Raw genomic sequence first — 25,600 nt, forward strand, 5'->3', positions numbered from 1 at the left:
GCCCTTTCTCCGCCATCGCTCGTGGTCCCCTATTGCGCCAGAACGCAGGCCGGTGCCAGTGGGGAAAGCCTGTCCGCCGATTTCGGTTCTGTGCGATTGCGCAGGGGCGTGGTGCACGCGGCCCTATTGGACCGGCGCGTCGGGGGCCGTGCCGGACAGCTCTGCGATGACGTCGCGCCAAAGCGTGGTGGGTTGCGCACCGACAACCACGTGCCGGTCGGCCACGATGAAGGTCGGGACCCCGGTGATCCCGCGCTGCCGGGCATGGGCGTCGCGATTGCGGATCAGGTCGGCATCCGCATCGCTTGCCAGCAGCCGGGCGATCATCTCGCCGTCCATCTCGGCCCGCTCGGCGACGGATGTCAGAACCGCCGGGTCGCCGATATCCTGACCCTTGTGGAAATACGCCTCGAACAGGAAAGAGACGACAGGTTGTTGCCGCCCCTCGATCCCGGCCCAATGGATCAGCCGATGGGCGTCCAGCGTGTTCGGCGTGCGGCTGATCGCGGCGAAATCGATCTCCAGCCCGGCCTCGCGCGCCTTTTCGTCGATCTCGGCATAGACCTTGGCGGCGTTTTCCTTTCCGCCGAACTTGGTCTCCAGATATGTCCGCCGGTCCATCCCGCCTTTCGGCATGTCGGGGTTCAACTGGAAAGGATGCCATTCGATGGTGAAAGGATGGTCGGGCCGGTCCATCAGGGCGATGTCCAGCAGGCGCTTGCCGATATGGCACCACGGGCAGATCGGGTCGGCGAAGATATCAAGCCGGACCATGCGCGGCCTCATAGGTTTCGCGGATCAGGCGGCGGTTGAGCTTGCCGTTGGGGTTTTTCGGCAATGCGTCGAGATGCACGTAAAGCCGCGGCTGTTTGTACCGGGCCAGACGTTCGGCCGCAAAGGCCCGCAGCGCCTCGTTGTCGGTTGCCTCCCCGGTGTAGAAGGCGGCGATGACGGTCGTGTCGGCCTTGACCGCGATCTCGGTCGCTGCGACCTCGTGAACTGCGGGATGGTCGTGCAGGGCGCGCTCGATCTCCAGCGGGGAGACGCGGACGCCGCCGGCGTTCAGCATGTCGTCGCCGCGGCCCAGATAGGTGATGGCGTCGTCTTCGGCCATCTCTACCATGTCGCCGGTCAGGAACCATTCGCCGTGGAACCTGTCGGCGCTCTCGTCCTCCGCCTTCAGATAGCCCAGCATCATGCCCGGATCGCGGCGGGATACCGCAAGCTGCCCGGGCTGGCCACGGTCAACCGGTGTCAGGTCCTCGCCCAGAACGGCGATGCGCCGGCCCGTTTGGGGATAGCCAGAGGCGGGCAGGGGCGCGGGCCGGGTGGGGCTGCCCGAGATGAACGTGGAACATTCCGACATGCCCAGCGCCTCGTAAACCTTGGTGCCGGTGGCCTCTGCCCATGCGCTTCGGGTGGCCTCTGGCATCTTCTCGCCGGCGGACAGGCCGTGGCGCAGTTTGGGCAGCACCAGATGGGGGTGGTCGCGCAGCATCTGGCGATAGACGCCCGGCGCCGCAGCGAAAAGTGTCGCGTCGAAGCGTTTCAGCATCAGCGGCAATTGCGCGGGCAGCACGCCCGGCGCCGGGATCAGCGCGGTGGCCCCGATGGACCACGGGTCTAACAGTCCGGTGCCCAGCGTATAGGTCCAGTTGAAGGCCCCGGCATGCAGCAGGCGGTCGTCCGCGGTCAGGCCGTACCAGCCCTCCCACATCATGCGGCGGGCCCAGACGGCACGATGGGCATGGATCACCCCGCGCGGCCGGCCGGAGGTGCCGGAGGTATAGACAACATAGGCCGGCCGGTCTGGGTCGCCGAGGTCAAAGCCTGTTGGCGCATGGTCGTACATCGCACGCTGGGCGTGGACATCCAGAACCGGGGCCGCGCATCCCTCCGGCAAGGCCACGTTGGGCCCGGCAAGGATCGCCGCAGGTTCGACCTCTGCGGCAAGGGCGGTCACCTCGGGCACCGTCAGCATCGCCGAGGTCGGCACCGGGACGAGACCCGCCGCGATGGCGCCCAGAAACCCGATTGGAAACTCCACCCCGTTGCCCAGCCGCAGCAGGATGCGAGAGCCGGGCGGCAGCCCCATGGCGCCCAGACCCGCGGCCAGGCCCAGAACCGCCGACTTCAGCCGCGCATAACTCCACCGTTCGGCGCCGTGGGGGCCGACGATGGCCAGCGCAACCTTTTCTGGGGTCGCGTCGGCCGCGGCCAGTACATAGGCCGCAAGGTTGAAGGGGGCGGGACAGGGGGCCGGGGGGCCTTGATCAAAGAGGGCTTGCATGGGCGCGTGCTAGCCCCGCGGCCTTGCGGTTGCAAGGGGCAGGCACTATGACGGAAAGTCATGGCAGAGGACAGCGAACACAGCCTGATCCGCATCGCGCGGGCAGAGGGTGAGCCGGAACCGGCCGAGCCTTTGGACCTTGGCCAGCGCGTGCGCGAGTTGCGGACCGAAAAGGGCTTGACGCTGGAACAGGCCGCGAAAGAGGCCGGGCTGGCGCGATCGACGTTGTCCAAGATCGAAAACGACCTGATGTCGCCCACCTATGACGCGCTGAAGAAACTGGCGACCGGTCTGGGCGTGTCGGTGCCGCAGCTTTTCACCCCCACGCGCAATGCCCGGGCCGGGGGCCGGATGGCCGTCACCCGAACGGGCGAGGGCGCGGCCCATGCCACGGCGACCTATGAGCACGAATTGATGGCCGGGGCGCTGGCCCGCAAGCGGATGATGCCCTATCGCACCCGCGTGCGCGCCCGGGACGTGGCGGAATTCGACGGATGGGTCCGCCATGAGGGCGAGGAGTTCATGTACGTCCTGACCGGCGTCGTGCGGCTTTACACCGAGTTCTACGCCGCCGTGGAAATGCGCCGCGGCGACAGCGCCTATTACGACGCCACGATGGGCCACAACGTCGTTTCGGTCAGTGACGACGATGCGACGGTTCTGTGGGTGACTGCGCTGGAGTAAGATCGACGCCGGGCTTGCCGGTGTTCCGGGTGCAGCTAATTCAACAGCCACGAACGCGGGCACAGAACCCGCGCGCCTGACCGGCCAAAGGTCGGCCAACGGAACCTGTGTCCATGAAAGGGAGAACCCATGAAGTATCTTGCGCTGTCATGCGCGGTCGCTTTGGCCGCTGGTCCGGCCCGCGCCGAGGACGTCCCCTATGACGTCGGGGGTGTATCCTTCACCGGCTACTTCGCGGCTGCCGCGGACCCCAAGGGGCTTGTCCTGATCGTCCATGACTGGGACGGCATGACCGACTATGAACGCAAGCGCGCAGACATGCTGGCAGAGCTTGGCTATGACGCCTTTGCGCTGGACATGTTCGGGGACGGCACGCCCACGGCCACTGTCGACGACCGGCGCGCGGCTACAGGGGCGCTTTACAGGGATCGCGCACGGATGCGGGCCCTGATCAAGGCGGGCAGCGATCAGGCACGGGCCCTGTCCTCGGCCCAGGGGATGATCACGGCAGGCTATTGCTTCGGCGGCGCCGTAACGCTGGAGATGGCCCGCAGCGACATGGCCGACGATGCGGTGGGCTTTGCCAGTTTTCACGGCGGTCTGTCCACACCAGAGGGCCAAGGCTGGGACGGGGGCGAACCGCCGCTGCTGATCCTGCATGGCGGTGCGGATTCGTCGGTGAAGATGACCGATGTGGCAGGGCTGGTCGGGGAACTGGAAGCGGCCGGAACGCCCTATGAGATCGAGATCTATTCCGGCGCGCCCCATGCCTTTACGGTCTTCGGATCGGACCGCTATCGCGAGGTCGCGGACCGGCAAAGCTGGGACGCCTTCACCGGCTTTCTGAAGGAGCGCCTGGGTGGGTGAGATACGGTTTGGTGGGGCCGCTCACTCCGGCTCCGCCCACCAGATATCGGGCAGGAACCCGGTCCAGTCGCCATAGATCGGCAGGGTTTCGGGATAGTGCAGCCGCTTGCGATAGGCGAGGCGCGACACCGGCGAATACCAGATCGGGATCACGTAGCGCCCGGTGGTCAGCACCCGGTCGAGCGCGCGGGTGGCCGCGATGAAATCGTCATGTGTCTCTGCCGTCAGGATCGCGTCGATCATCGCATCGGCGGCGGGGCTGGCCATGCCCATCCAGTTGCGGGTGCCGGGCTCGGTGACACCCTCCGCGCCCCAGTAAAGCCGCTGCTCATTGCCGGGGGACAGGGACAGGGCGCGGATATAGAACGTCATGTCGAAGTCATAGGCATCGGTGCGCTGGGTATATTGCGCGCTGTCGACCAGCGTGATCCGGGGTGCTATGCCCAGCCGCTTCAGCCCCTCGACAAAGATGTCCACGATCTTTTGCCGTTCGGTTTCGCCCTGCCTCAGCAGGATGTCAAAGGTGAAGGGCGCGCCTTGGGCATTGCGCAGCACACCGTCGCTGGCCACCGTCCAGCCCGCTGCCTCAAGCTGTGCAAACGCCTTGCGCAGGTTCTTGCGGTTGGAGGGGCGACCGTCGGACACGGGCAGGGCATAGCCCTCCATCGCGCCGGGCAGCAGGCTGTCGGCATAGGGGGCCAGCAGGGCGCGCACCCGCCCCTCCGCCGGGCCGTCGCGCATGCCAAGCGCCGAGTTCGAAAAATACGACCTGATGCGTGGCTGGGTGCCGCCGGTCAGGGTGGCGTTGATGAACTCGAAGTTGAAGGCATGGATCAGCGCGTCCCGCACCCGCCAGTCGGCGAAGACGGGGCGGCGGGTGTTCATCACCAGCCCGTGGATGCCCGAGGGACGCTGATGCGGGATTTCCGCCTTGACGATGTCGCCCGACGCGACCGCCGGAAAATCATAGGCGCTGTCCCACTTTGCGGCGTTGGCTTCGCGGTAGACATCGGTGACCCCACCCCGAAACGCCTCGAACAGGACATCGCCGTCGCCGAAATACTCATACCGGATTTCGTCAAGATTGTTCTGCCCACGATTGAAGGGCAGATCCCGACCCCAGTAGTCGGGATCGCGCCTGAGCGTAAGATAACGGCCGGGTTCATAGTCCGCGATGACATAGGGGCCGGTGCCGATCGGGGCCTCCAGCCCGCTTTGCGCGAAATCCCGCCCCTCCCACTGCGCCTTTTTCAGGATCGGGCGCAGGCCGAGGATCAGCGGCAGTTCGCGGTCGGCGGTGTTGAAGGTGAAGCGCACGCTGCGCGGGCCGGTGGCCGTGGCCGTCGCCACCTTTGCCCATGCACCGCGATAGCGTGGATGGCCCTGTTCGCCGAGCGTCCGGAACGACCAAAGGACGTCCTCGACCGTCACCGGCGTGCCGTCCGAAAACGCGGCCTCCGCCCGCAGGGTGAATTCAACCCAGTCTCGATTCGGCCCGTCGACACGGATTCGGCCAGCAGACCGTAGAGCGTGAAAGGCTCATCCCACGAACGGCCCATCAGGCTTTCGTACCCGTAAAGGCGAAGGCCCCACGGTGCGTTACCCTTAAGGATGAAGGGGTTGAGGCTATCGAAGCCGCCAGTCTCCCCCAGCGTGATCCGTCCGCCCTTGGGCGCGTCAGGGTTGACGTAGGGAAGGGACACAAAATCCGGTGGCAGGGCAGGGCTGCCATACATAGCGATGCCATGGGTGGGTTCGGCCTGTGCGAATCCCGTGAACAAGAGGCCCGTCAGCGCGGCCCGCAAAGCGCGGGCCGGGGCGGAGAATATCAGTCTCATATCGGCAACAGTCCTGCGGCCTCGTTGTTTTCTTGGCCGCGAGCCTAGGGCCGAGGCGCTGGTTTTTCAAACTTTTAGCTTGGACCTCGGCCCCCGAACGCGTATAACTAAGACACTGCTCGATAGGTTTCTTGCCTGTATGAAACCTGCCTCAATAACTTAACGCCCGCCTTGTGCGGGCGTTTTTTTCTGCCCCGTCCGGGGGCCCGTCTTTCCCATCTCGGCATTTGAAATTTCCGTGTCAGACGCGCGGAAGGCATGGCCAACGCCGCGCTGCGGCGTATTGTATTCTCAACAAGCCGAAATGCAGGAGGTGCGAGATGTCGCTTGCCGGGAAAACCGCCGTTATCACCGGGTCGAATTCAGGGATCGGGTTGGGTGTGGCCCATGAACTGGCGAAGGCGGGGGCCAATGTCGTCCTCAACTCCTTCACGGACCGGGACGAAGACCACAAGCTGGCCGAAGACATGGCCAAGGAACACGGTGTCTCGGCCCGCTACATCAAGGCTGACATGTCCAAGGGGGACGAGTGCCGCGCGCTGATCGAGAAGGCCGGGGTTTGCGATATCCTGGTGAACAATGCCGGGATCCAGCATGTCGCCGCCATCGACGAGTTTCCCGTTGAGAAATGGGACGCAATCATCGCGATCAACCTGTCCTCGGCCTTTCATACAACCGCGGCCGCGCTGCCGGTGATGCGCAAGGCGGGGTGGGGCCGGGTGGTCAACATCGCGTCTGCCCACGGGCTGACGGCCTCTCCCTACAAGTCGGCCTATGTTTCGGCCAAGCACGGCATCGTTGGCATGACCAAGACCGTTGCCCTTGAGACCGCGCGGGAGCCGATCACCGCGAACGCGATCTGCCCGGGCTATGTGCTGACCCCGCTGGTAGAGGCGCAAATCCCCGATACGATGGAAAAATACGGGATGGAGCGTGACGAGGTGATCGAGAAGGTTTTGCTGGAACGGCAGCCCTCGAAACAATTCGCCACGGTCGAGGAACTGGGCGGCACGGTGGTGTTCCTGTGCTCTCCTGCGGCGGACCAGATCACCGGCACCACGATCAGCGTCGATGGCGGCTGGACCGCGTTGTGAGCGAGGAAGACCGTGAAGCCGGGCGCGACCGGTTGGAGATCGACAACATGTATCTCTGCGGGTCGCGCTTTACGCGGGTCAATCTTGGGCGTGGGCAGGTGCGGGATTCGGTGCTTGAGGGGTTTCGCCTTGACGACGTGAATGCCGCCGGTTTGCAGATTGAAAATGCAAACCTGAAAGGCGCGCGCTTTCACGATGTCTGCCTTGCCGATGCAACGATCGACCACGCCGATCTCACGGGGCTCGCGATCAGCAACGCCAATATCACCGACATGACGATCGACGGGATCAGGGTAAGCGATCTGATCGCGCTTTGGGACAGATCGAAGGGCAGCGAATGACCGGCCGCAAGACCTCTGTCAAACGGATCAGCCTGGCGCTTCAGGGTGGGGGTGCGCATGGCGCCTTCACCTGGGGCGTGCTGGACCGGATCCTTCAGGACGAGGAGATCGAGATCGCGGCGGTCTCCGGCACCTCGGCCGGGGCCTTGAACGGTGCGGCGCTGAAGGCGGGGCTGTTGGCCGGGGGGCGAGAGGCCGCGCGCGAAAACCTGGACTGGTTGTGGGAACAGGTCGGCGCCATTGGCGATATGCGCATCGCGAACTGGCTGGCCACGGTGACGCCCGGGTCTGGGACGATCAGCCGGTTGATGGAATACTCGCTGCCGTTTTCGTTCACCGAGGCGGCCTCGCGCATGATCAGCCCCTATGCCTATGGCCCGTTCTACCGCAACCCGCTGGAGCGGATCGTTGCGCAGTTCCACTATGATCAGGTGTGCCACCGCAGCGGGCCGGCCTTTTATGTCGGGGCCACCAATGTGACGACCGGCAAGATCCAGATTTTCCATGGCGACAAGATCACGACCGATGCGATCCTGGCCTCGGCCTGTCTGCCGACGCTGTTTCAGGCGGTGGAGACGACGAACCCCGAGACCGGGGAAATCTCTGCCTATTGGGACGGCGGCTATGCGGCCAACCCGGCGCTCTTTCCGCTGTTCGACCCGGATCTGCCCAAGGATATCGTGATCGTCCATATCAACCCGCTGGACCGGCCCGGCGTGCCGGTGACGGCGCAGGACATCCAGAACCGGATCAACGAGATCAGCTTCAATTCCTCGCTGCTGCGGGAATTGCAGGGGCTGAAGATGGTAAAGGACCTGATCGCGTCAGGGCAGTTGGAACGCGGGTCGATGAAGGAAATCCTCGTCCACATGATCGCCGATGACGACATGATGCGCGACCTGAGCGTGGCGACCAAGATCGTCGCAAGCCCCGTGATCCTGTACCGGTTGAAAGAGGCCGGGCGCGCCGCCGGCGACAGGTTCCTGCAAGAGATCAAGCCGCGTCTTACGCGAGAAAGCACGCTGGATCTGGACACGCTCTGCTATCGAACCGCGCAGGCGGGGTGAAAAAGGGTCTATCCGGCCTGTCACCGAGATGGGGAGAGGCGGCGCGGCAAGGCCGATCAGGGGCGGGGCCCTGACCCCGCCTCAGGCACTCTTCTTGCGATCCGCTTTCAGGCGCGCGGCCTCTTGCAACGCACCGGGGGCGGGCACGACCTTTTCGTCCGGTGCGACAAGACCGGCCGAGATCACCAGCTTGGCCGCATCTTCCACGCTCATGTCCAGTTCGATCACGTCGGCCTTCGGCACGAACAACAAAAAGCCCGAGGTCGGGTTTGGCGTGGTCGGCAGAAAGACGGCCATCATCTGGTCGTCGCGGGGGATGCGTCGGTTGATCTCGCCCCGGGCCCGGGTAGAGATAAAGGCCACGGCCCAGATGCCCTTGCGCGGATACTCCACAAGGCACGCCTTGTCGAAGCTCGTTTCGGTCTGGTGAAAGACCGTCTCGGCGATCTGCTTCAGCCCGTTATAGACCGACCGGATCACCGGCATGCGGTCAACCACGCGCTCGCCCCAGCCGATGAAGGACCGGCCGACCATGCCCTTGGCGATCCAGCCCACGATCAGCGTGAACAGCAGGAAGAAGATGACGCCGAGGCCGCGGATATCGATGCCGATATACTGTTCCGGCTGGAACCTGTCGGGCACGATGGGCAGCACGACGCCGTCGATCCAGCCCGTCACGGTCCAGATCAGCCAGACGGTCAGGCCGACCGGCGCGATGACCACCATGCCCGCGAGGAAATTGTTGCGCAGGCGCGCGAAAATACCGCGCGCAGCGCTGCGTTGATGCGCTTCATTCGCTGCAATGTCATGATCGAAATGATCGTCGTCTTGATGCATTTTGCCCGGTTCCCTTCTGCCGACCATAGCTAGGCGGAGGACCCTGCTGCTACAATAGCGCACAGGGGCGGTAGGGGTGATTTTCGCAGCGCGCGGCCCAGTGCACAGGCGTTCCGGCGGAAAGCTGCCCGCGGCTTGGGCGTTTCGGCGCCGGGCCATTTGCCGGGTGGGTCAGAGCGCGGCGGCAATCGCGGCCGCAAGCCGGGCATTGTTTCGCACAAGGGCAATATTTGCGGTCAGGGACCGACCCTCGGTCAGGTCATAGATTCGTGCCAGTAGGGCGGGGGTGACATCCTTTGCGCTGACGCCAGCGGTGTCGCGGATCGCCTGTTCGATCAGGGGTGCAATCTCGCTTTCGGAAATCTCGTCGGTTTCCGGAATCGGGTTGGCCACAAGCTGACCGCCGCCGAGGCCAAGCGCGGCCCGCATGCGATGCGCCGCTGCGATCTGCCCGGGTGTGTCCATGCGCAAGGGAACTGCCAAACCGGAACGGCGTGACCAGAAGGCCGGGAAGTCATCGGTCCGGTAGCCGATGACCGGCACGCCGAGGGTTTCCAGCACTTCAAGCGTCTTCGGCAGATCGAGGATCGCCTTGGCCCCGGCGGCAACGACTGTGACGGGCGTTCGGGCCAGTTCGTGCAGATCGGCAGAGATGTCGAAGCTGTCCTCCGCCCCGCGATGCACGCCGCCGATGCCGCCCGTGGCAAAGACATCGATCCCTGCCAGATGCGCGCAGATCATCGTCGCGGCGACAGTGGTGGCCCCGGTCCATCCACCGGCGACGGCAGCGGCAAGATCCGCGCGGCTGAGCTTGGCCACAGTATCGGCCCGGGCGAGGCGTTCAAGATCGTCCGGGGGTAACCCGATACGGACTGCTCCGCCCATGACGGCGATGGTCGCAGGCACAGCCCCGGCGGCGCGCACCTCGTCCTCCACCATGCGGGCGGTTTCAAGGTTGTCCGGCCACGGCATCCCGTGGGTGATGATGGTGCTTTCCAGCGCGACGACCGGCCGCCCGTCGCGCTGTGCCGCGCTGACCTCGTCTGACAGCATCATCGGGGCGGACATCAGGCCGGCACCGTCGAGATATGCTTTGCCGCGGCCCGAAGCGCCGCGGTCAGCGCCTCGTCACGCGAGGCCCCGGCCCGTTCGGCCACGATATGGGCCGCCATCAGCGTATCGCCCGCACCGGTGACATGGGCCACGGCCACCGGCGGCGGGGTTTGCGAGATGCAACCATCCGCGGTGGCAAATACGGTCGGCCGCCCGCCATCGGTCACGATGGCCCGTGCAACGCCGGACGCAATCAGCGTGCGGGCCGCCTCTGACGCATCGCCGAACGCCCGGCCGGCAATCAGCCCTGCCTCGGCCCGGTTGACATAGACGGTCGCGCGCGGATGCCCCATCAGATGGGCGATCCGTTCTGCCTTGCCGGGGCTTGCGGGCGAGATGCGCAGATCGGCGGCGGCAAAGGCGGGGTGCTGCGCGATGTCGGACAGAAGCGCCGGCGGCAGATTGCCGTCGATGGCGACGATCCCGTCAAAGGGGGCGTCCGTCCGCCCCAGGGGGCCGTCGATCAGGGGGGCCAGGATGGCGGGCCCCGCCGCCTCCAACCCGGCGGCATCGGCGATTGCAGCCACCAGGCCCTGCTCTGCCTCGACGGCCATGTAGATATCGGTGGGATGGTCCGGCGACCGGAACACATGGCGGGTATCGACCCCCATCGCGGAACAGGCGGCCAGCAATGCATCGCCTTCCACATCGCGCCCGACTGCGCCGAGCACCGCGGGGTTCAGCCCACTGCGCGCCAGAACGACGGCCACGTTCAACGCAACCCCGCCGGGTCGGCGCGTGATCCGGCCGGGCACGTCATCGCCGAGACCCATCACGCGGTTGGCGCGGCCAATCACGTCCCAGAGAATAGCACCGACGCATAAAATGTCAGGAGCAGCGTTCATGGCGGCAGTGTTTAACCCGGTCAGGGAAGGGCGCAAGCGAAAGCGGCGCGGCGGATCGTTCCAAGTTTCGGGGCAGGGGGCTTGTATCCTGTTGCGAAAGGCTGTAATGGCACCGCCACTTCGACAGGTGGGGTTGGGCCATGCGGGGAGACATCCCGTATCGGTCCGCCGGTTGGGCAACTGCCCTTGATACCCCGCCAGAGGCGCAAACCGGAAAGGAAACGACATGGCGCTCCCCGAGTTTTCCATGCGTCAGCTGCTTGAAGCTGGCGTGCACTTCGGCCACCAGACCCAACGGTGGAACCCCCGCATGGGTCCCTATATCTACGGTGACCGCAACGGCATTCACATTCTCGACCTGACGCAGACCGTCCCGATGCTGGATCAGGCGCTGAACGTGATCCGCGAAACCGTGGCCAAGGGCGGGCGCATCCTGTTCGTTGGCACCAAGCGCCAGGCGCAAAAGCCGATCGCAGACGCCGCTGAACGCTGTGCGCAGTACTACATGAACCACCGCTGGCTGGGTGGCACGCTGACGAACTGGAAGACCGTCTCCCAGTCGATCAAGCGTCTGAACGAAATCGACGAGCAGATGGCCGGCGGTGCCGAAGGCCTGACCAAGAAAGAACGCCTTGGCATGGAGCGGGAGCAGGCCAAACTGCAAGCGTCCCTCGGCGGTATCCGCGAAATGGGCGGCCTGCCGGACCTGCTGTTCATCATCGACGTGAACAAGGAAGACCTCGCCATCGCCGAAGCCCGCAAACTGGGTATCCCGGTCGTGGCCGTTGTCGACACCAACTGCTCGCCCGAGGGTGTGGACTATGTCATCCCCGGCAACGACGACGCCGCGCGCGCCATTGGCCTGTACTGCGATCTGGCCAGCCGTGCCGCACTTGACGGCATGACCGCTCAGATGGATGCCGCGGGCGTTGACCTTGGCGCGCTGGAGGAAACCCCGGCCGAGGAACTGCTGGCAGAGGCCGGGGCAACCACCGAAGAGGCCTGAGCGCCTCCAGCCTTGTCACCGAATTGACATGGGGTGCGGATAAAGCGCGCCCCATCCCATTTGAAATCGAGGAGAGCCGACAATGGCAATCACCGCTGCTTTGGTGAAGGAACTGCGCGACAAGACCGGCGCGGGCATGATGGACGCCAAGAAGGCGCTGACCGAAACCGATGGCGACATGGAAGCGGCCGTCGATTGGCTGCGCACCAAGGGTCTGGCCAAGGCCGCCAAGAAATCGGGCCGCACCGCGGCCGAGGGCCTTGTTGCCGTCGTTGTCGATGGTGGCAAGGGCGTCGCGGTCGAGGTGAACTCGGAAACCGACTTCGTCGCCAAGAATGGCGAGTTCCAGGAGATGGTGTCCGGCATCGCCAAGGCGGCGCTCGGCGTCGACGATATCGAGGCGCTGAAGGCTGCCGATCTGGGTGGCAAGACCGTCGCCGACACGCTGACCGACAAGATCGCGACCATCGGCGAGAACATGACCCTGCGCCGCATGGCCGCGCTTGAGGGCGATCAGGTCGTGTACTACGTCCACAACGCAGCCGCGCCCGGAATGGGCAAGATCGGCGTGCTGGTGGCGATGACCGGCGGCGACGAGGCCTTCGGCAAGCAGGTCGCCATGCACGTGGCCGCCGCCGACCCGCGTCCGCAGGCTCTGAACGCTGACGCACTCGACCCCGCCGTCGTCGAGAAGGAACGTCAGGTCCAGATGGACATCGCCCGTGAAAGCGGCAAACCCGAGCAGGTCATCGAGAAGATGATCGAGGGCCGGATGAAGAAATTCCTCTCGGAAATCACCCTGCTGAACCAAGCCTTCGTGGTAAACCCGGATGTGACCGTCGAACAGGCCGCCAAGGACGCCGGCGCGACGATCACCGGCTTTGTCCGGCTTGAGGTGGGCGAGGGGATCGAAAAGGAAGAAGAAGACTTCGCCGCCGAGGTTGCCAAGGCTGCCCAAGGCTGAGCCCTTCGGCCATTCCCAAATCATTTCGGCGCCGCCTTCGGGCGGCGCCGTCATTTTGTCTTTCGGCCATGGCGATGTCAGTAGGGGTCTTCCTCATGCCGCATCGTCATTTCCGGTTTCGGCGCAGTCAGCAGCGGTTTGTCGAGCGTAATGTCCCGGTCGTTGATCGGCAGGGATGATGCGCGCACCACCCGGTTCTGACCCAGTGCCTTGGCTGCGAAGAGCGCCTCTTCCGCGCGTTCGGCGGCGCCGTCGATATTGGTTTCCTTGGCCTGCACCATGCTGACACCGAAGGACGCCGTGATCCGGGGTTCGTTCGACCCGATGGTCTCTGGGTTCAGGGATTCCACCAGGGCCCGCAGACGCTCCGCCGCGACCATCAGGCCATCCTCGTTCGGCACCGGCAGCACCGCAAGGAACTGTGTGCCGCCCCAACGCGCAAGAATGTCGCCGTGGCGCAGGCTGCTTGACGTCCCGCGGGCAATGTCGCGCATGACCTGGTTGCCGAGTTCGTAGCCGTGGATCTCGCTGAACGTTTCGAAATTGTCGAGGTCGAACAGGATGACCCCTTGGTGATCGGTGACTTGCTTGAACGATTCAGACAGACCCTGGCGCGTTCTCAGCCGGATCAGCGGGTCATTCCGGATTGCCCGTTTCAGGGCGGAACTCCATCCCTCCATCGCATGGCCGATGATCAGGACCAGCGCCAGCATGATCCATCCGATCAGGGCAAAGGCCAGTTGCAGACCGAACAGATCCTCGGGGTTGATCTGGGCGTTGCGCACGTAAAACGCACCCGAAATCCACGGAACGAGGATGGCCCCGACCACAAGCGTACGCGTGAAGAAACCGTAAGGGGCATGCGAGAAAAGCGGACGCATCAGCGCGGCGTTGCGCAGCGCATAGGTCATCGCGGCCGAACCGAACATCATCGCCGCAAGCGAGAACTGCGAGAGATCGCCGGTCCAAAGGATAAGCTGGAAGGAAAGGGACAGGAGGTTGAACAGGGTTCCCGCCGTGGCAATGCCGAGGAACAGAAGCGCCACGGACCGCACCTGCCGGGCCAGATTGAAACTCATATGCAGGGAGACAAGCGCGATCGCCGTGCCGATCGAGAACGTGCTGTTGAAGCCCGCAGCACTTTTCCAGTTCAGAAAGATCGGCGCGTTGAGAACCTGGAACCAACCGGGGATGAACACTTCGGACAGCTTTTGCAGCGACACAAGGACGATGGTGCCGCTGACAAGGGGCCATATCCATGTTCCGCGCCTGATCCATTCGTGGAAGATCAGACCGAGGCCAAGCGCGGCGTAGCCGAATGCCGAAATGGGGTGGAGCGAGGCCGACGCGCCTTCGCCCGAGATCAGGAAGTTGTGAACGGTTCCGGCTGCAACGACGACAAGGATGGCAAGGCCGAAGATCTGCAGCGCATGTGGCGACGGAATCGGAGGGGAAGACTGGGACATAGCGGGTCATGCCTGTGCATTTTCGTTTGCGGCATGTTTGCACTGGCCGGTAACGAAGCCCCTATGGCACCGTGCGGTGCCCGTTGCGTGTAAACGGGCTCGCAACACATCATGCTATGGGACGCGCAGGCCGGAGTGTGGCGGGTAAAAGAAGGGACCTCGCCGCCGACTATGCGCAGCAAGGTCCCAGCCCGGAAACCCGGATCGGCCAGACCGCCTACGAAATGGCGAGGTTCGATCTGGCCGCTGCTCCATGGCCTTAGGCCACCACTCACGGAACACGTCTAATGTGCCTTTTTGGGTGCCGTTGCGTAAGTCAGGAAATCCCAACTCCGTAGTAAGGAAATCCTAACCATGCTCGCGCGCGGTCACGGCACCTAAGGCTTCGTCCAGTAGATTTGATTTTGAAACCAAGCCTTTAGGACGGCTTGTGTGGTCGTGTCGACATCCAGGGCTTCCCGCGCAAGGCGAAGATGTTTCTCCACCGTCGCCTGTGTCACGCCCAGAATGGTTCCGATGTCCTGCGTGGTCTTCCCTTCGCCGACCCATTCCAGAACCTCCCGCTGGCGCGGGGTCAAGGTGGGGCGCTTGCTGCCATAGGGAAGGTTCTGAACCTTCAGATGCATGACCTCGTTCATGACGAGCAATTCCTGCCCGTAGCTGTCCCAGATCGAGTCGACGGCATCCTGATCAAGGTCGGGGCGACCGACCAGCCCGATGGCTCCCTTGGACCGTGCCGAGACGTCGCGGAAACTGATTGTTATGCCGGCCACGATGCCCATGGACTTGTTGAACTCGATCACGCTTTCCTCGTCCGGTGAAAGCACGCCGTTGGCACGCAGATCCTGCAAGACCCGCCAACTGCAGACGCCTTCGTTTTCAGCAGCCCATCTGACCATCGGCGCCGTTTTGTAGAGTTCCCGGTCGATGAAGGCCTGAACATAGTCGGAGCAGTGATTGGACAACACGACGAGGTCTTCGTTCGCACCAAAGGAGTTGGCCGTTCTGAACCGGGTGAAGCCATACAAAAGCCGATGAAAGCCGTACTCGCTCATCTTCCTTATATGGAGCGACCAAAGCTCTTCAATCGTTCGGGCGCCAAGCAGGGCGTTCAGATAAGCAAGGCTCATGTCGACTCCGTGATAAAGCACGAAACGCCGGTCTTGAGACGTGGCATCATGTTTTGATTCCGCGTCCGCGCGAAGTGGTTCGATCGGGACGGCAGAAAAGGCGAGTGGTCGTTGATTAATAGAAGCGAAACATCGCGAGAACAAGCGCTTGCTTCGGCGGTGTTCCGATATCGGAGGCTGCGCAGCGGATGCATGAGCATCCGGGCGGAAGTGTCTGTGAGGGAATGATTTCAGCGAGGCCTCAGGTGGAGCACGCACACTGGCCATGCGCCGAAAGAAGCGCAAGCACCGTCACGAAGGATGGTCCTCGCAACGATCTTTATTTCCCATAATACCGATTACCAGCACTAGCCCAGGGCGTAACCTGCACCGCGGACGGTTCTGACCGGATCGGTTCCGCCATGTTGGCAAAGTGCCTTGCGCAACCGTCCGATATGCACGTCGACCGTCCGTGTATCGACGTAGATGTCCCGGCCCCAAACGCGGTCAAGCAGTTGTTCCCGGCTCCACACGCGGCCCGGTTTTTCCATGAACGTGGACAAAAGACGGAACTCGGTCGGCCCAAGCTTCAGCGGTTTGTCGTCGCGGAAGACCTTGTGCGTTTCGGCGTCCAATACGATGTCTTCGAATTCCAGACGCTCGCCCACGGCGGCCGGCCGCGTGCGCCGCAGATGTGCCCGCACCCGCGCCATGAGTTCGATGACGGAATACGGCTTTACCACATAGTCGTCGGCGCCGGTCTCAAGCCCCCGCACGCGGTCGACCTCTTCGGACCGGGCTGACAGCATGATGACCGGAACGGCCCGCGTTTCGCTGCGGGTCTTGAGCCTCCGGCACACTTCGATGCCGGAGACGGAAGGCAACATCCAGTCGAGCACGATCAGGTCCGGCACCTGCTCCTCGGCGAGAAGCAACGCCTCCTCGCCGTTTTCGGCCTTGGCCACACGGAAGCCCTCGGCCTGCAGGTTGTAGGCCAGAACCTCCCTCTGCGCCGGTTCGTCCTCGACGATCAGAACAGTGGGTTGCTCGACATGCATCAGCTATGGCCCCCCGTGGAGTCGACGGAGGTGCGATCCGCCTTGGGCCGCTCCTCCTCGGGCATCTTGCCGGTCGCAAGATAGATCACCTGCTCGGCGATGGAGGTCACGTGGTCGCCCATCCGCTCGATGTTCTTGGCGATGAAATGCAGATGCATGCAGGCCGTGATGTGGCGCGGGTCTTCCATCATGTAGGTCAGGAACGCGCGGAACAGCGCGTTGTACATCTGGTCGACTTCGTGATCGCGCTGACGCACATCCTCGGCCAGTTCGACGTCGCGCTGGATATAGGCGTCCAGCGCATCCTTCAGCATCATTTCGACGGCCTTCGCCATGCGCCGGATCGCGCCCGACGATCCTTCGATCGGCGTCATCTGCAGCAGGACGCCGGTCCGCTTGGCCATGTTCTTGGAGTAATCGCCGATCCGTTCGAGGTTGGCCGAGATCTTCATCACCGAAAGAACGGTCCGCAGATCGCTGGCAATGGGTTGCCGCTGCGCCAGAAGCCGTGCGGCCTCTTCGTTGACCTGTTCCTCAAGCGCGTCGATGGCCTTGTCGCCCAGCCGCACACGCTCTGCCAGCTCCTCGTCGCGGTTTTCCAGCGAGTTCGCGGCTTCCAGGATCGCCGCCTCCACCAGACCGCCCATCTTCATGATAAGCGCCTGAATGGCCTCCAGATCGCTGTCGTAAGAGCGGACGATATGGGGGTCTTTCATGGATTCCGTCATGGAAACTCCTCCCTCAGCCGATCCGGCCGGTAATATAGCTTTCGGTCCGCGGATCCTGAGGATTGGTGAAGATCTGGCCGGTGTCGCCATATTCCACGAGATTCCCGAGGTGGAAGAAGGCGGTCTTCTGGCTGACCCGCGCGGCCTGTTGCATCGAATGGGTGACGATAACCACCGAATACTGTTCACGCAACTCGTCGATCAATTCTTCAACCTGCGCCGTCGCGATGGGGTCAAGGGCCGAGCACGGCTCATCCATCAACAGCACTTCCGGCTCGGTCGCCACGGCCCGGGCGATGCACAGACGCTGCTGCTGGCCGCCGGAAAGCCCGGTGCCCGGCGCCTGAAGCCGGTCTTTCACCTCGTCCCAGATCGCGCCGCGGCGAAGCGACTTTTCCACGATCTCGTCAAGTTCGGCCTTGTCCCTGGCCAGCCCGTGAATGCGGGGGCCATAGGCGATGTTGTCGTAGATCGATTTCGGGAACGGGTTGGGCTTCTGGAACACCATGCCGACCTTGGCGCGCAACTGCACCGGGTCCACCTTGGCGTCGTAGATGTCTTCGCCGTCCAGCTTGATGTCGCCCTCGACGCGGCAGACATCGATGGTGTCGTTCATCCGGTTCAGGCAGCGCAGGAAGGTGGACTTCCCGCAGCCCGACGGGCCGATGAAGGCGGTGACCGTCTTGTCCTCGATCTCGATATTCACGTCCTTGATGGCATGCGTGTCGCCATAAAAGACCTGGCAGTCCCGGGCGGAGATCTTGATATCCTTTGTCATTGTTTTTCTCTCCGTCATCTTGGGGGAATCGTACATGTTCTTCTTCCCTTCACTCGTCTACCAACGGCGCTCGAAGCGGCGGCGCAGGATGATCGCGATGATGTTCATGGTCATCAGGAAAAGCAGCAGGATGATGATGCCGCCCCAGGCACGTTCATAGAAGGCCGGGTCGGCCCGCTTGGCCCATTCATAGATTTGCGCCGGCATGGCCGAGTTCGGGTCAAGAAAGCCCGACGCAACGCCGCCGGGATAGTTCGAGGCGATAAAGCCAACCATCCCGATCAGAAGCAGCGGTGCGGTTTCGCCAAGCGCCTGTGCCAGCCCGATGATCGTGCCGGTCAGGATGCCCGGCATCGCCAGCGGCAGGACATGGTGGAACACCGCCTGGGTCTTCGAGGCCCCTACCCCGAGCGCCGCATCGCGGATCGACGGCGGCACCGCCTTCAGCGACGCGCGGGTCGAGATGATGATCGTGGGAAGCGTCATCAGCGTGAGCACCAGACCGCCGACCAGCGGGGCCGACTGCGGCAGATGCGCGAACTGGATGAACACCGCCAGACCGAGGATACCGAACACGATGGAGGGCACCGCGGCGAGGTTGGAGATATTGACCTCGATGAAATCGGTGAACCGGTTCTGTGCGGCGAATTCTTCCAGGTAGATCGAGGCCGCCACGCCGATTGGCAGCGACAGGAAAAGCACCACCAGCATCATGAACAGCGACCCCAGCATCGACACGCCGATGCCTGCCTGTTCCGGCCGTGCGTCCGATGCGTCGGCGCCGGTGATGAAGGCCATGTTGAACGCCTTCTTGACGACACCGACGTCGGTCAACTTGTCGACCAGGTCGAGATGTTCCGCATCCAGGTTCTTGTCGCGGGCCAGCGACTCGCGCGTCACCCGGCCTTTGAGGTACCCGTCTACGCGCGAGGCGGCGAGGATCTTCACCTCCACCGTCTTGCCGATCAGATCGGGGTTGGCGATCACCATGTCACGCAGCGTCGACCGGGCGCCGGAGGAGAAAAGCTTGTCCAACGGCGAGGAGAAGCCCCCCGTCCCCTTGTCATCAAGTGCGGTGTCGATGCCATTGGCGTCGATCTGCGTAATCAGCGCCTCCCGCAGAAGGGGGCTGTAGGCAAAGGTCTTGGCCTTCTTGATGTCGTCGAGGTTGCGGTTCCCGTTGGGGTCGAGCACGTCTTGCTTGAACTCGACCGGCAGGTAGAAGGCCGTCTGCTGGAAAGCGCCGACCCCGTTGCTGATGATCGCGGTCAAGAGCCAGACCAGGAAGAACAGACCCGTGGCCACCGCGGCCATGCCGTACAACTTGAATCGGAATTCGGCCGCGTTGCGCTTTTTCGTCCGTTCGTCCAGTTCCAGCAACGACCCGCCCTTGTGCGGCTGCGCCGGGGAGTTTGCGGTTGCGTCGGTCATTCGTACTGCTCCCGGTATTTGCGCACGATGTAAAGCGCGAAGACGTTGAGCCCGAGGGTGATGACAAAGAGGGTCATGCCAAGCGCGAAGGCCACGAGAGCCTCGGGGCTGGCAAAGTCGGCATCCCCGGTCAGCTGGCTGACGATCTTGGCGGTCACCGTGGTCATGGCGTCAAAGGGGTTCAGGCTCAGCCGCGCCGCGGCCCCTGCCCCCAGCACCACGATCATGGTCTCACCGATGGCACGCGACGCGGCCAGAAGGATGGCCCCCACGATACCCGGCAGGGCGGCGGGCAGGACAACCTGCTTGACCGTTTCAGACTTGGTCGCGCCCAACCCGAGAGAGCCGTCGCGCATCGCCTGTGGCACCGCGTTGATGATGTCGTCGGACAAGGAACTGACAAAGGGGATCAGCATGATGCCCATGACAAGGCCTGCGGTCATCACCGCCGTCCCCGCCTGCATGATGCCAACGCCGTCGGCGCCGAATGCCTTCAGCAGCAATGGGCCGACCGTCAGAAGGGCGAAGAGACCGTAGACGATGGTCGGGATACCCGCCAGAACCTCGATCATGGGCTTCGCGAAGGCCCGTACCGCCGGCGAGGCGTATTCCGACAGGTAGATGGCGGCGAACAGACCGATGGGAACGGCCACCGCCAGCGCGATGATCGAGATATAGAGCGTCCCCCACAAGAGCGGCAGCATGCCGAGTTCCGACCCGCCGCCGAAGCTTGGGCTCCACGTCAGGCCAAGGAAGAAGTCCGTCGCCGGGTAAAGCCGGAAGAATTCGATCGTGTTGAAGATCAGCGAAAGGACAATGCCGATCGTGGTCAGGATCGCGATGGTCGCCGCGAAGATCAGGATATAGCGGATCACCGTCTCGACCACGTTGCGCGCGCGAAACTGTGCGTTTGTTCGCAGGAACGCCAGTGCGAAACCGGCCGATGCGACGCCCAGAACGGCCACGGTCATCAGCAGACGTCCGGTGGCGGCGAGACTGCGGTATTCCTGCGCGGCACGCAGCACCGGTGCCCCGACATCGGAACCGAGCGCGACGCCAACCTTACCGAGCCGGTCGCGCACATCGGTAAATTCCGTGCGGATGCTATTGGCATAGTCCGGGGTCATCTCCCCCTGCGCCACGGCAAGGTCAAGACCCTCTGCCACGCGGCGCACGTCGGCCATCATGAGCCCCAGAGTGGAGCTTTGGGAAATCGCTTCTTCGGGGAAATGTTCGGAAACCCTGGAATCGACGTAGAGCGGCTGGACCAGAAGCCAGATGCCCATAACCAGAAACGCCGGGATCACCACCATCAAAGAGATGTGGGAACCGTAATAAGAAGGTAGGGAGTGAAGGCCGCGGCTGTCGCCACCGCCAGACTTGAGCGCCCTGTTCCGTCCAACGAAATATCCGGCCACCGCGAGGGCAATCACGATAAGCACGATCCAGAGAACAGGCATGTTCCCCCCTGTCGAAAGAAAAATCCACCCAAAGGAAGGGTAAGGGGCGGCAGATGCGCCGCCCCCCGAACCACTTGGTTTAGTGCGCCATGGTCTCTTCGTTGGCGACCATCGCCTGCGTCGCGGCCAGTTCCGGGTCGGAAACCAGGCCGTACTGCGACAGCGGGCCATTCGGGCCGGCAATCTCGTCAGAGACGAAGAACTCGGCATATTCCTTCAGGCCGGGGATCACGCCGATATGCGCCTTCTTGATGTAGAAGTAGAGCGGACGCGACACCGGGTATTCGCCAGAGGCGATGGACTCGGTCGAGGGCATGACACCCGACATGGTGGCCACTTTCAGCTTGTCGGTGTTGTTCTCGTAGAACGCCAGGCCGAACACGCCGATGCCGTTGGGGTTGGTGTCGATACGGGCGAGCGTTTCGGTGTAGTCACCGTCGATGTCAACCGACTTGCCGTCGGTGCGGACGGCCATGCAGGATTTTGCAGCGGCTTTCTTGTCACCACCATTGGCGGCCATGAACACGTCGAAATCGCCGGTTTCCTCGCAGCCGGTCACCAGAACCTTCTCTTCGAAGACTTCACGGGTGCCGTGCTTGGTGCCGGGGATGAAGGCAGCGATTTCAACGGCCGGCAGATCGGCATTGGCATCGGCCCAGGTCATGTTCGGGTTATCGACGATTGCGCCATCGACGACGATCTGCGCAGCGAGCGCCTTGTAGATGTCGGCCGGCTCGAACGCAGTGAACGAAGGGCCATTCAACTGGCTGGCGAACACGATGCCGTCATAGCCGATGCGAACCTGGATGATGTCGGTCACGCCGGCTTCGGCACAGGCCTTGACTTCCTTGTCCTTGATGGCGCGGGAAGCGTTGGCGATGTCGATGGTGTTCTCACCGACGCCTTCGCAGAAGCGCTTCAGGCCGGCAGAGGAACCACCGGATTCCACGACCGGGGTCGGGAAGTCGAAGTTTTCACCGAAAGCTTCGGCGACGATGGAGGCATAGGGCAGAACGGTCGACGAACCGGCAATCTGCACGTTGTCACGGGCCATGGCGGCCGACGCCGACACGGCTGCGATCGCCAGAGCCGAGGCGGTCAGTTTCGCAAAGGACATGGATAGCTCCTGATTGTGTTTTGCGGTCGCTTCAACAGCGCGACCTCAAGCGCGTGCTAGTGAAACGCCGCCACGCTTTTGTGACATCCACGTAACACGTTTATGACAACCCGCCGGGCAATGGAAAATTGGCTAACATGGCAAGGCGAAAGTCGCCCCATGGGTGTCAGATCACGGGTAACATCACCGAAAACGTGCTGCCTTTTCCCGGTTCGCTGTCGATCCTGAACCGGCCGCGATGGCGGTTGACGATATGCTTGACGATCGCGAGGCCAAGCCCGGTTCCGCCCATCTCGCGCGATCGGTGACTGTCGACGCGGTAAAACCGTTCCGTCAGGCGCGGAATGTGCACCGGATCGAAGCCGTCGCCGTAGTCCCGCACATCGATCCGCACGCCGGGGCCCCGAAACGCAAGTTCACGCTCGCTGAGCGTCACGGTGATATCGACCGCGCCGCCGCTGCCCCCGTATTTCACGCCATTTTCGATAAGGTTGTGAAAGACTTGGGTCAACTGGTCGGACTCACCGAGGACATGCACGGGGCTGTCGGCGCCGTGCAGGTTGATCGCGATCCCGGAATCCGATGCCATCTTACGGAGCGCCTGCACGGAGATTCGCAGGATTTCCGAAACGTCGATGCGGCGATCCGGGCGCACGCGCTCCTCCGACTCCACACGGCTGAGCGACAGAAGGTCGCTGACCAGCCGGTTCATGCGCACGGCCTCACGCTCCATGATGTCCAGAAACCGCACTTGCGCATCGGTATCGTCGCGCGCCGGCCCCTTCAGCGTTTCGATAAAGCCCAGCATGGCGGTCAGCGGCGTTTTCAGTTCGTGGCTGACATTTGCAACGAAATCCCGCCGAATCTGTTCCATCTGTTCCCGTTCGGTGACGTCGGTCACCGCCACCATGACACCGTCGGCACCGTTATCGCCAATGGGTGACGCCACCGCTTCGTAGGTCGCCTCCCGCACCCGGTCGGTCGTCAGATAGCGTACCCGGCGCGATTGACGAAGCCGGAGCGCTTCTTCGACGCAATCCAGAAGTGCGGGCTGTCGAATGAACGTGACATAATTTCGCCCCACACCGCCCTTGCCGAAAAGATCTTCTGCAAGCGTGTTGATTGCAATTAGGCGCCCGTTTCTGCCGATCAGCAGAATCGGCATCGGAACACCGAAAATAAGAGAAATGGAAAGGCTGTCGACCATCGTTCCGCCCCGTTGTCGCGGCTGCAACAGCCCATACAGGCGCGAAAATTGCAAGTGGCACCAACGTCAACGTTGCTTTGCACGCAACCTGGGGTAAATGTAAAATTGGTTGCATTTCCCTCTAAACCTGTCCTAAAAGTCAGGTTGACAGCATCAGGGGCGTGCGGATTCGAACAGGCTCGGTCAAGGGGACGAAACACCGTGGAACAATTCAGTCCGTTCCTTGTGGCAAAGATGGAGGTTGTCGCTCCCGAACACGGTCTGGCGCTGTTGATCGGCTTTCAAACCGATCAGAACGCAGACATCGGCACCCGGTTTTCGGCAGAGCGCTGCGAAAACGTGCCCTTTGCGCTGCTTCACGCGGCGCTGTCCTGCGTTCCAAACGCCGAATATGTCGTATCACCGCTGTTTGGCGAAGACTTCGATGCGATGGACTTGGCAATTGAACTGGCGAATGTTGGGTACAAGGGGCGTTACCTTGTCATGACGCCGTTCTTGCCCGATCCGGCAATCATCCTTTGCGAGATTCGCGCGAACTGTCCGGGTGTCGCGGTCGAACTGATCCCCGCGTCCCGCCACTAGGCCTGCGTCGCCGCGCGCACCGCACCGGAAATCCCCTCGATCAGTGCGTCAACAGGTTCGACCCCGACCGACAGGCGGAAGAAGCCGTCCGTTATGCCAAGTGCATTGCGTGCCTCCGGGTCCATTCGGCGATGGGATGACGAGACCGGATGGGACAGGGTCGACGCGATGTCGCCCAGCGTTGGCGCGAAAGCGATGTCGCAGGCCTGCGTGAACCGGTTCGCCTCGCGCCGCCCGCCCTCCAGCTCAAAGCTGAGCATGTTGCCGAAACGACCGTTCAGAAGAGCCCCTGCCCGGTTATGGTCGGGATGATCCGGGCGCCCCGGATAGATCACGCGGCGCACCCCCGGAAGCGATGCAAGATGATCGGCAAGACGCGCCGCGTTATCCTCGGCCCGATCATAGCGGAGATCGAAGGACAGCAACCCCCGTTCAGCCAGCCAGCAATCGAAAGGACTGGGCGTCAGTCCCCAGGTCGTGGCCGCCGCGCGCATCGACGCGTTCAGTTCAGGGTCGGCCGCGACAACATACCCAAGCGTGGCATCGGCGTGCCCGGCCAACAGCTTCGTGACCGAATGAACGACGAAATCGGCGCCGTTTTCGAAAGGTCGAAACCCGCGCGGCGTGGTGAAGGTATTGTCGACCGCCAGCAAGATGCCTCGCGACCGGGCAAGCGCCGCGATCCCCTCGACATCGGCGACACGCAGCGTGGGGTTCGACACGACCTCGATCAGGATCAGCCGTGTCTCAGGCCGCAGCGCCCGTTCGATGCAGGCGACATCGGTCGGGTCCGCAAGGGTGCACGCGATCCCGAAGCGCTGAAGTTCGCTGGACAGCATCCGCACGCTTTGTCCGTAAAGCTGATCGCCGCCGATCACATGGTCGCCTGCCTTCAGCACCCCAAGCATGATCGCCGCGATGGCCGCCATGCCAGAGCCCGTGACGATCCCTCCGGCGGCGCCTTCCATCCGGTCGATCATCTGGGCAAGCACGTCGGCATTGGGATGGCCTTCGCGGGCATAGACATGGCCCGGTGCATCGCCGGCATACTGCGCGTCCAGCGCATCGGGATCGCGCGTGGCGTAGACCACCGAGGGCTGCAAGGGCGTTGCAACCGGGCGGGTCAGGCCCGGATCGGGCCAGGGCATCCGGCGAGCGGGAGTATAGGGGGCGTCAGTCATGGCCGGATGTCACAGCCGCACCAGACCGCTGCGATACCGGCGCATGTTGTCCTGATAATGCAACGCGGACTTTCGCAACCCTTCAATGGCCTCTTCGCCAAGGCTTCGCACGACCTTGCCCGGCGCGCCCATCACCAGACTGCCATCGGGTATCTCCTTGCCCTCGGTGACCAGAGCCCCCGCACCGATCAGGCAGTTCTTTCCGATCTTCGCGCCGTTCAGCACCGTGGCGCCCATGCCGATCAGGGAGTTCTCGCCGATGATGCAGCCATGCAGCATCGCCTTGTGCCCGATCGTGCAGCCCGGACCGATCACAAGCGGAAAGCCCATGTCGGTGTGGCAGACCACGTTTTCCTGAACATTGGTCCCCTGCCCGACCGTGATCGGTTCGTTGTCCCCGCGCAGCGTACAGCCGAACCAGACCGAGGTTGCGCTTTCAAGGATCACCCGGCCGATCAGGTTGGCATCGGGCGCGACCCAATAGTCCCCGTCGCTGGGGAAGGTCGGTTCGAGTCCGTCCAGAGCATAGATGGGCAT

24 protein-coding genes and 1 pseudogene are annotated in these 25,600 nt (G+C 63.3%); 8 read left to right on the forward strand and 17 right to left on the reverse strand.

Features of this window, described 5'->3' with window-relative positions:
• Nucleotides 1–123: 123 nt before the first annotated feature.
• Nucleotides 124–774 carry a DsbA family protein gene (locus RGUI_RS00785; protein WP_081531309.1) on the reverse strand — a complete coding sequence of 217 codons (651 nt, stop codon included), beginning with the start codon at nt 772–774 and terminating at the stop codon, nt 124–126.
• Nucleotides 761–2,290 (reverse strand): class I adenylate-forming enzyme family protein, encoded by a 1,530-nt coding sequence (locus RGUI_RS00790; protein ID WP_081531310.1) that lies wholly within the window; start codon nt 2,288–2,290, stop codon nt 761–763. Before RGUI_RS00790 ends, RGUI_RS00785 begins: the two co-directional genes overlap by 14 nt.
• A 60-nt stretch (nt 2,291–2,350) precedes the next feature.
• On the opposite strand from RGUI_RS00790, the gene RGUI_RS00795 reads away from it, so the two are divergent.
• Together RGUI_RS00795 and RGUI_RS00800 are read left to right on the forward strand one after the other, a co-directional pair.
• Nucleotides 2,351–2,974, forward strand: coding sequence for a helix-turn-helix domain-containing protein (locus RGUI_RS00795; protein ID WP_081531311.1), 624 nt, complete (start codon nt 2,351–2,353; stop codon nt 2,972–2,974).
• Nucleotides 2,975–3,103: 129 nt separating this feature from the next.
• The gene (locus RGUI_RS00800) at nt 3,104–3,841 is read left to right on the forward strand and encodes a dienelactone hydrolase family protein (RefSeq protein ID WP_081531312.1); all 738 of its coding nucleotides are present in this window, start codon (nt 3,104–3,106) and stop codon (nt 3,839–3,841) included.
• A gap of 21 nt (nt 3,842–3,862) precedes the next feature.
• Here the strand turns inward: RGUI_RS00800 and RGUI_RS00805 are convergent.
• Nucleotides 3,863–5,679 (reverse strand): annotated as a pseudogene (locus RGUI_RS00805) (extracellular solute-binding protein).
• 320 nt (nt 5,680–5,999) lie between these two features.
• Here RGUI_RS00805 and RGUI_RS00810 point away from each other — a divergent pair.
• From RGUI_RS00810 to RGUI_RS00820, 3 genes are read left to right on the forward strand one after another with little or no spacing between them, the layout of a single operon-like run.
• Nucleotides 6,000–6,773, forward strand: coding sequence for a 3-hydroxybutyrate dehydrogenase (locus tag RGUI_RS00810; RefSeq protein ID WP_081531313.1), 774 nt, complete (start codon nt 6,000–6,002; stop codon nt 6,771–6,773).
• Nucleotides 6,770–7,114 (forward strand): pentapeptide repeat-containing protein, encoded by a 345-nt coding sequence (locus RGUI_RS00815; RefSeq protein WP_081531314.1) that lies wholly within the window; start codon nt 6,770–6,772, stop codon nt 7,112–7,114. Before RGUI_RS00810 ends, RGUI_RS00815 begins: the two co-directional genes overlap by 4 nt.
• Nucleotides 7,111–8,181, forward strand: a complete 1,071-nt coding sequence (locus tag RGUI_RS00820) for a patatin-like phospholipase family protein (RefSeq protein WP_081531315.1) — start codon at nt 7,111–7,113, stop codon at nt 8,179–8,181. The genes RGUI_RS00815 and RGUI_RS00820 overlap by 4 nt, the downstream gene beginning before the upstream one ends.
• Before the next feature lie 81 nt (nt 8,182–8,262).
• Here the strand turns inward: RGUI_RS00820 and RGUI_RS00825 are convergent, their stop codons facing one another.
• The 3 genes from RGUI_RS00825 to RGUI_RS00835 all read right to left on the reverse strand — a co-directional run bounded on the left by RGUI_RS00825 (nt 8,263) and on the right by RGUI_RS00835 (nt 10,976).
• Entirely contained in the window at nt 8,263–9,018 is a 756-nt protein-coding gene (locus RGUI_RS00825) for a DUF502 domain-containing protein (RefSeq protein ID WP_081531316.1), read from the reverse strand.
• A 171-nt stretch (nt 9,019–9,189) separates the two neighbouring features.
• Nucleotides 9,190–10,086, reverse strand: coding sequence for a pseudouridine-5'-phosphate glycosidase (locus RGUI_RS00830; RefSeq protein ID WP_172841048.1), 897 nt, complete (start codon nt 10,084–10,086; stop codon nt 9,190–9,192).
• The gene (locus tag RGUI_RS00835) at nt 10,086–10,976 is read right to left on the reverse strand and encodes a PfkB family carbohydrate kinase (protein WP_081531318.1); all 891 of its coding nucleotides are present in this window, start codon (nt 10,974–10,976) and stop codon (nt 10,086–10,088) included. Before RGUI_RS00835 ends, RGUI_RS00830 begins: the two co-directional genes overlap by 1 nt.
• Nucleotides 10,977–11,202: 226 nt before the next feature.
• On the opposite strand from RGUI_RS00835, the gene rpsB reads away from it, so the two are divergent.
• Nucleotides 11,203–11,982, forward strand: coding sequence for a 30S ribosomal protein S2 (gene rpsB / locus RGUI_RS00840; protein WP_081531319.1), 780 nt, complete (start codon nt 11,203–11,205; stop codon nt 11,980–11,982).
• Between the two features lie 82 nt (nt 11,983–12,064).
• Nucleotides 12,065–12,946: a translation elongation factor Ts gene (gene tsf, locus RGUI_RS00845; protein ID WP_081531320.1), complete on the forward strand. Its 882-nt coding sequence runs from the start codon at nt 12,065–12,067 to the stop codon at nt 12,944–12,946.
• Nucleotides 12,947–13,023: 77 nt separating this feature from the next.
• On the opposite strand, the gene RGUI_RS00850 is transcribed toward tsf, so the two are convergent.
• The 9 genes from RGUI_RS00850 to RGUI_RS00890 form a co-directional block, all read right to left on the reverse strand.
• Complete coding sequence (locus RGUI_RS00850) at nt 13,024–14,412, reverse strand: diguanylate cyclase (RefSeq protein ID WP_081531321.1); 1,389 nt, start codon at nt 14,410–14,412, stop codon at nt 13,024–13,026.
• A gap of 377 nt (nt 14,413–14,789) precedes the next feature.
• Complete coding sequence (locus RGUI_RS00855; protein WP_081531322.1) at nt 14,790–15,542, reverse strand: LuxR family transcriptional regulator; 753 nt, start codon at nt 15,540–15,542, stop codon at nt 14,790–14,792.
• Between the two features lie 347 nt (nt 15,543–15,889).
• A complete protein-coding gene (gene phoB / locus RGUI_RS00860; RefSeq protein WP_081531323.1) occupies nt 15,890–16,579 on the reverse strand; it encodes a phosphate regulon transcriptional regulator PhoB in 690 nt (229 codons plus the stop codon).
• Entirely contained in the window at nt 16,579–17,295 is a 717-nt protein-coding gene (phoU, locus tag RGUI_RS00865) for a phosphate signaling complex protein PhoU (RefSeq protein WP_081535907.1), read from the reverse strand. The genes phoB and phoU overlap by 1 nt, the downstream gene beginning before the upstream one ends.
• A gap of 25 nt (nt 17,296–17,320) precedes the next feature.
• Nucleotides 17,321–18,103: a phosphate ABC transporter ATP-binding protein PstB gene (gene pstB, locus RGUI_RS00870; protein ID WP_253799240.1), complete on the reverse strand. Its 783-nt coding sequence runs from the start codon at nt 18,101–18,103 to the stop codon at nt 17,321–17,323.
• A 39-nt stretch (nt 18,104–18,142) separates the two neighbouring features.
• Entirely contained in the window at nt 18,143–19,516 is a 1,374-nt protein-coding gene (gene pstA, locus RGUI_RS00875) for a phosphate ABC transporter permease PstA (RefSeq protein WP_081531325.1), read from the reverse strand.
• Nucleotides 19,513–20,976 (reverse strand): phosphate ABC transporter permease subunit PstC, encoded by a 1,464-nt coding sequence (pstC, locus tag RGUI_RS00880; protein ID WP_081531326.1) that lies wholly within the window; start codon nt 20,974–20,976, stop codon nt 19,513–19,515. Before pstC ends, pstA begins: the two co-directional genes overlap by 4 nt.
• Nucleotides 20,977–21,055: 79 nt before the next feature.
• The gene (locus tag RGUI_RS00885) at nt 21,056–22,093 is read right to left on the reverse strand and encodes a PstS family phosphate ABC transporter substrate-binding protein (protein ID WP_081531327.1); all 1,038 of its coding nucleotides are present in this window, start codon (nt 22,091–22,093) and stop codon (nt 21,056–21,058) included.
• Between the two features lie 166 nt (nt 22,094–22,259).
• Nucleotides 22,260–23,300 carry an ATP-binding protein gene (locus RGUI_RS00890; protein ID WP_081531328.1) on the reverse strand — a complete coding sequence of 347 codons (1,041 nt, stop codon included), beginning with the start codon at nt 23,298–23,300 and terminating at the stop codon, nt 22,260–22,262.
• 201 nt (nt 23,301–23,501) lie between these two features.
• Here RGUI_RS00890 and RGUI_RS00895 point away from each other — a divergent pair, with 201 nt between their 5' ends.
• The gene (locus RGUI_RS00895; protein ID WP_081531329.1) at nt 23,502–23,882 is read left to right on the forward strand and encodes a hypothetical protein; all 381 of its coding nucleotides are present in this window, start codon (nt 23,502–23,504) and stop codon (nt 23,880–23,882) included.
• On the opposite strand, the gene RGUI_RS00900 is transcribed toward RGUI_RS00895, so the two are convergent.
• Nucleotides 23,879–25,063 (reverse strand): PLP-dependent aspartate aminotransferase family protein, encoded by a 1,185-nt coding sequence (locus RGUI_RS00900; protein ID WP_081531330.1) that lies wholly within the window; start codon nt 25,061–25,063, stop codon nt 23,879–23,881. The genes RGUI_RS00895 and RGUI_RS00900 overlap by 4 nt on opposite strands.
• Nucleotides 25,064–25,072: 9 nt before the next feature.
• Entirely contained in the window at nt 25,073–25,600 is a 528-nt protein-coding gene (locus tag RGUI_RS00905; RefSeq protein WP_081531331.1) for a gamma carbonic anhydrase family protein, read from the reverse strand.

Source organism: Rhodovulum sp. P5 (assembly GCF_002079305.1).
In the GTDB taxonomy this organism is placed as follows: Bacteria; Pseudomonadota; Alphaproteobacteria; order Rhodobacterales; family Rhodobacteraceae; genus Rhodovulum.

Bases quoted from the DNA above. Each gene is read 5' to 3' on its own strand.
- RGUI_RS00785 (WP_081531309.1), bottom strand. From the start codon at position 774: ATGGTCCGGCTTGATATCTTCGCCGACCCGATCTGCCCGTGGTGCCAT.
- RGUI_RS00790 (WP_081531310.1), bottom strand. From the start codon at position 2,290: ATGCAAGCCCTCTTTGATCAAGGCCCCCCGGCCCCCTGTCCCGCCCCC.
- RGUI_RS00795 (WP_081531311.1), top strand. From the start codon at position 2,351: ATGGCAGAGGACAGCGAACACAGCCTGATCCGCATCGCGCGGGCAGAG.
- RGUI_RS00800 (WP_081531312.1), top strand. From the start codon at position 3,104: ATGAAGTATCTTGCGCTGTCATGCGCGGTCGCTTTGGCCGCTGGTCCG.
- RGUI_RS00810 (WP_081531313.1), top strand. From the start codon at position 6,000: ATGTCGCTTGCCGGGAAAACCGCCGTTATCACCGGGTCGAATTCAGGG.
- RGUI_RS00820 (WP_081531315.1), top strand. From the start codon at position 7,111: ATGACCGGCCGCAAGACCTCTGTCAAACGGATCAGCCTGGCGCTTCAG.
- RGUI_RS00825 (WP_081531316.1), bottom strand. From the start codon at position 9,018: ATGCATCAAGACGACGATCATTTCGATCATGACATTGCAGCGAATGAA.
- RGUI_RS00830 (WP_172841048.1), bottom strand. From the start codon at position 10,086: ATGTCCGCCCCGATGATGCTGTCAGACGAGGTCAGCGCGGCACAGCGC.
- RGUI_RS00835 (WP_081531318.1), bottom strand. From the start codon at position 10,976: ATGAACGCTGCTCCTGACATTTTATGCGTCGGTGCTATTCTCTGGGAC.
- rpsB (WP_081531319.1), top strand. From the start codon at position 11,203: ATGGCGCTCCCCGAGTTTTCCATGCGTCAGCTGCTTGAAGCTGGCGTG.
- tsf (WP_081531320.1), top strand. From the start codon at position 12,065: ATGGCAATCACCGCTGCTTTGGTGAAGGAACTGCGCGACAAGACCGGC.
- RGUI_RS00850 (WP_081531321.1), bottom strand. From the start codon at position 14,412: ATGTCCCAGTCTTCCCCTCCGATTCCGTCGCCACATGCGCTGCAGATC.
- RGUI_RS00855 (WP_081531322.1), bottom strand. From the start codon at position 15,542: ATGAGCCTTGCTTATCTGAACGCCCTGCTTGGCGCCCGAACGATTGAA.
- phoB (WP_081531323.1), bottom strand. From the start codon at position 16,579: ATGCATGTCGAGCAACCCACTGTTCTGATCGTCGAGGACGAACCGGCG.
- phoU (WP_081535907.1), bottom strand. From the start codon at position 17,295: ATGAAAGACCCCCATATCGTCCGCTCTTACGACAGCGATCTGGAGGCC.
- pstB (WP_253799240.1), bottom strand. From the start codon at position 18,103: ATGACGGAGAGAAAAACAATGACAAAGGATATCAAGATCTCCGCCCGG.
- pstA (WP_081531325.1), bottom strand. From the start codon at position 19,516: ATGACCGACGCAACCGCAAACTCCCCGGCGCAGCCGCACAAGGGCGGG.
- pstC (WP_081531326.1), bottom strand. From the start codon at position 20,976: ATGCCTGTTCTCTGGATCGTGCTTATCGTGATTGCCCTCGCGGTGGCC.
- RGUI_RS00885 (WP_081531327.1), bottom strand. From the start codon at position 22,093: ATGTCCTTTGCGAAACTGACCGCCTCGGCTCTGGCGATCGCAGCCGTG.
- RGUI_RS00890 (WP_081531328.1), bottom strand. From the start codon at position 23,300: ATGGTCGACAGCCTTTCCATTTCTCTTATTTTCGGTGTTCCGATGCCG.
- RGUI_RS00900 (WP_081531330.1), bottom strand. From the start codon at position 25,063: ATGACTGACGCCCCCTATACTCCCGCTCGCCGGATGCCCTGGCCCGAT.
- RGUI_RS00905 (WP_081531331.1), bottom strand. From the start codon at position 25,600: ATGCCCATCTATGCTCTGGACGGACTCGAACCGACCTTCCCCAGCGAC.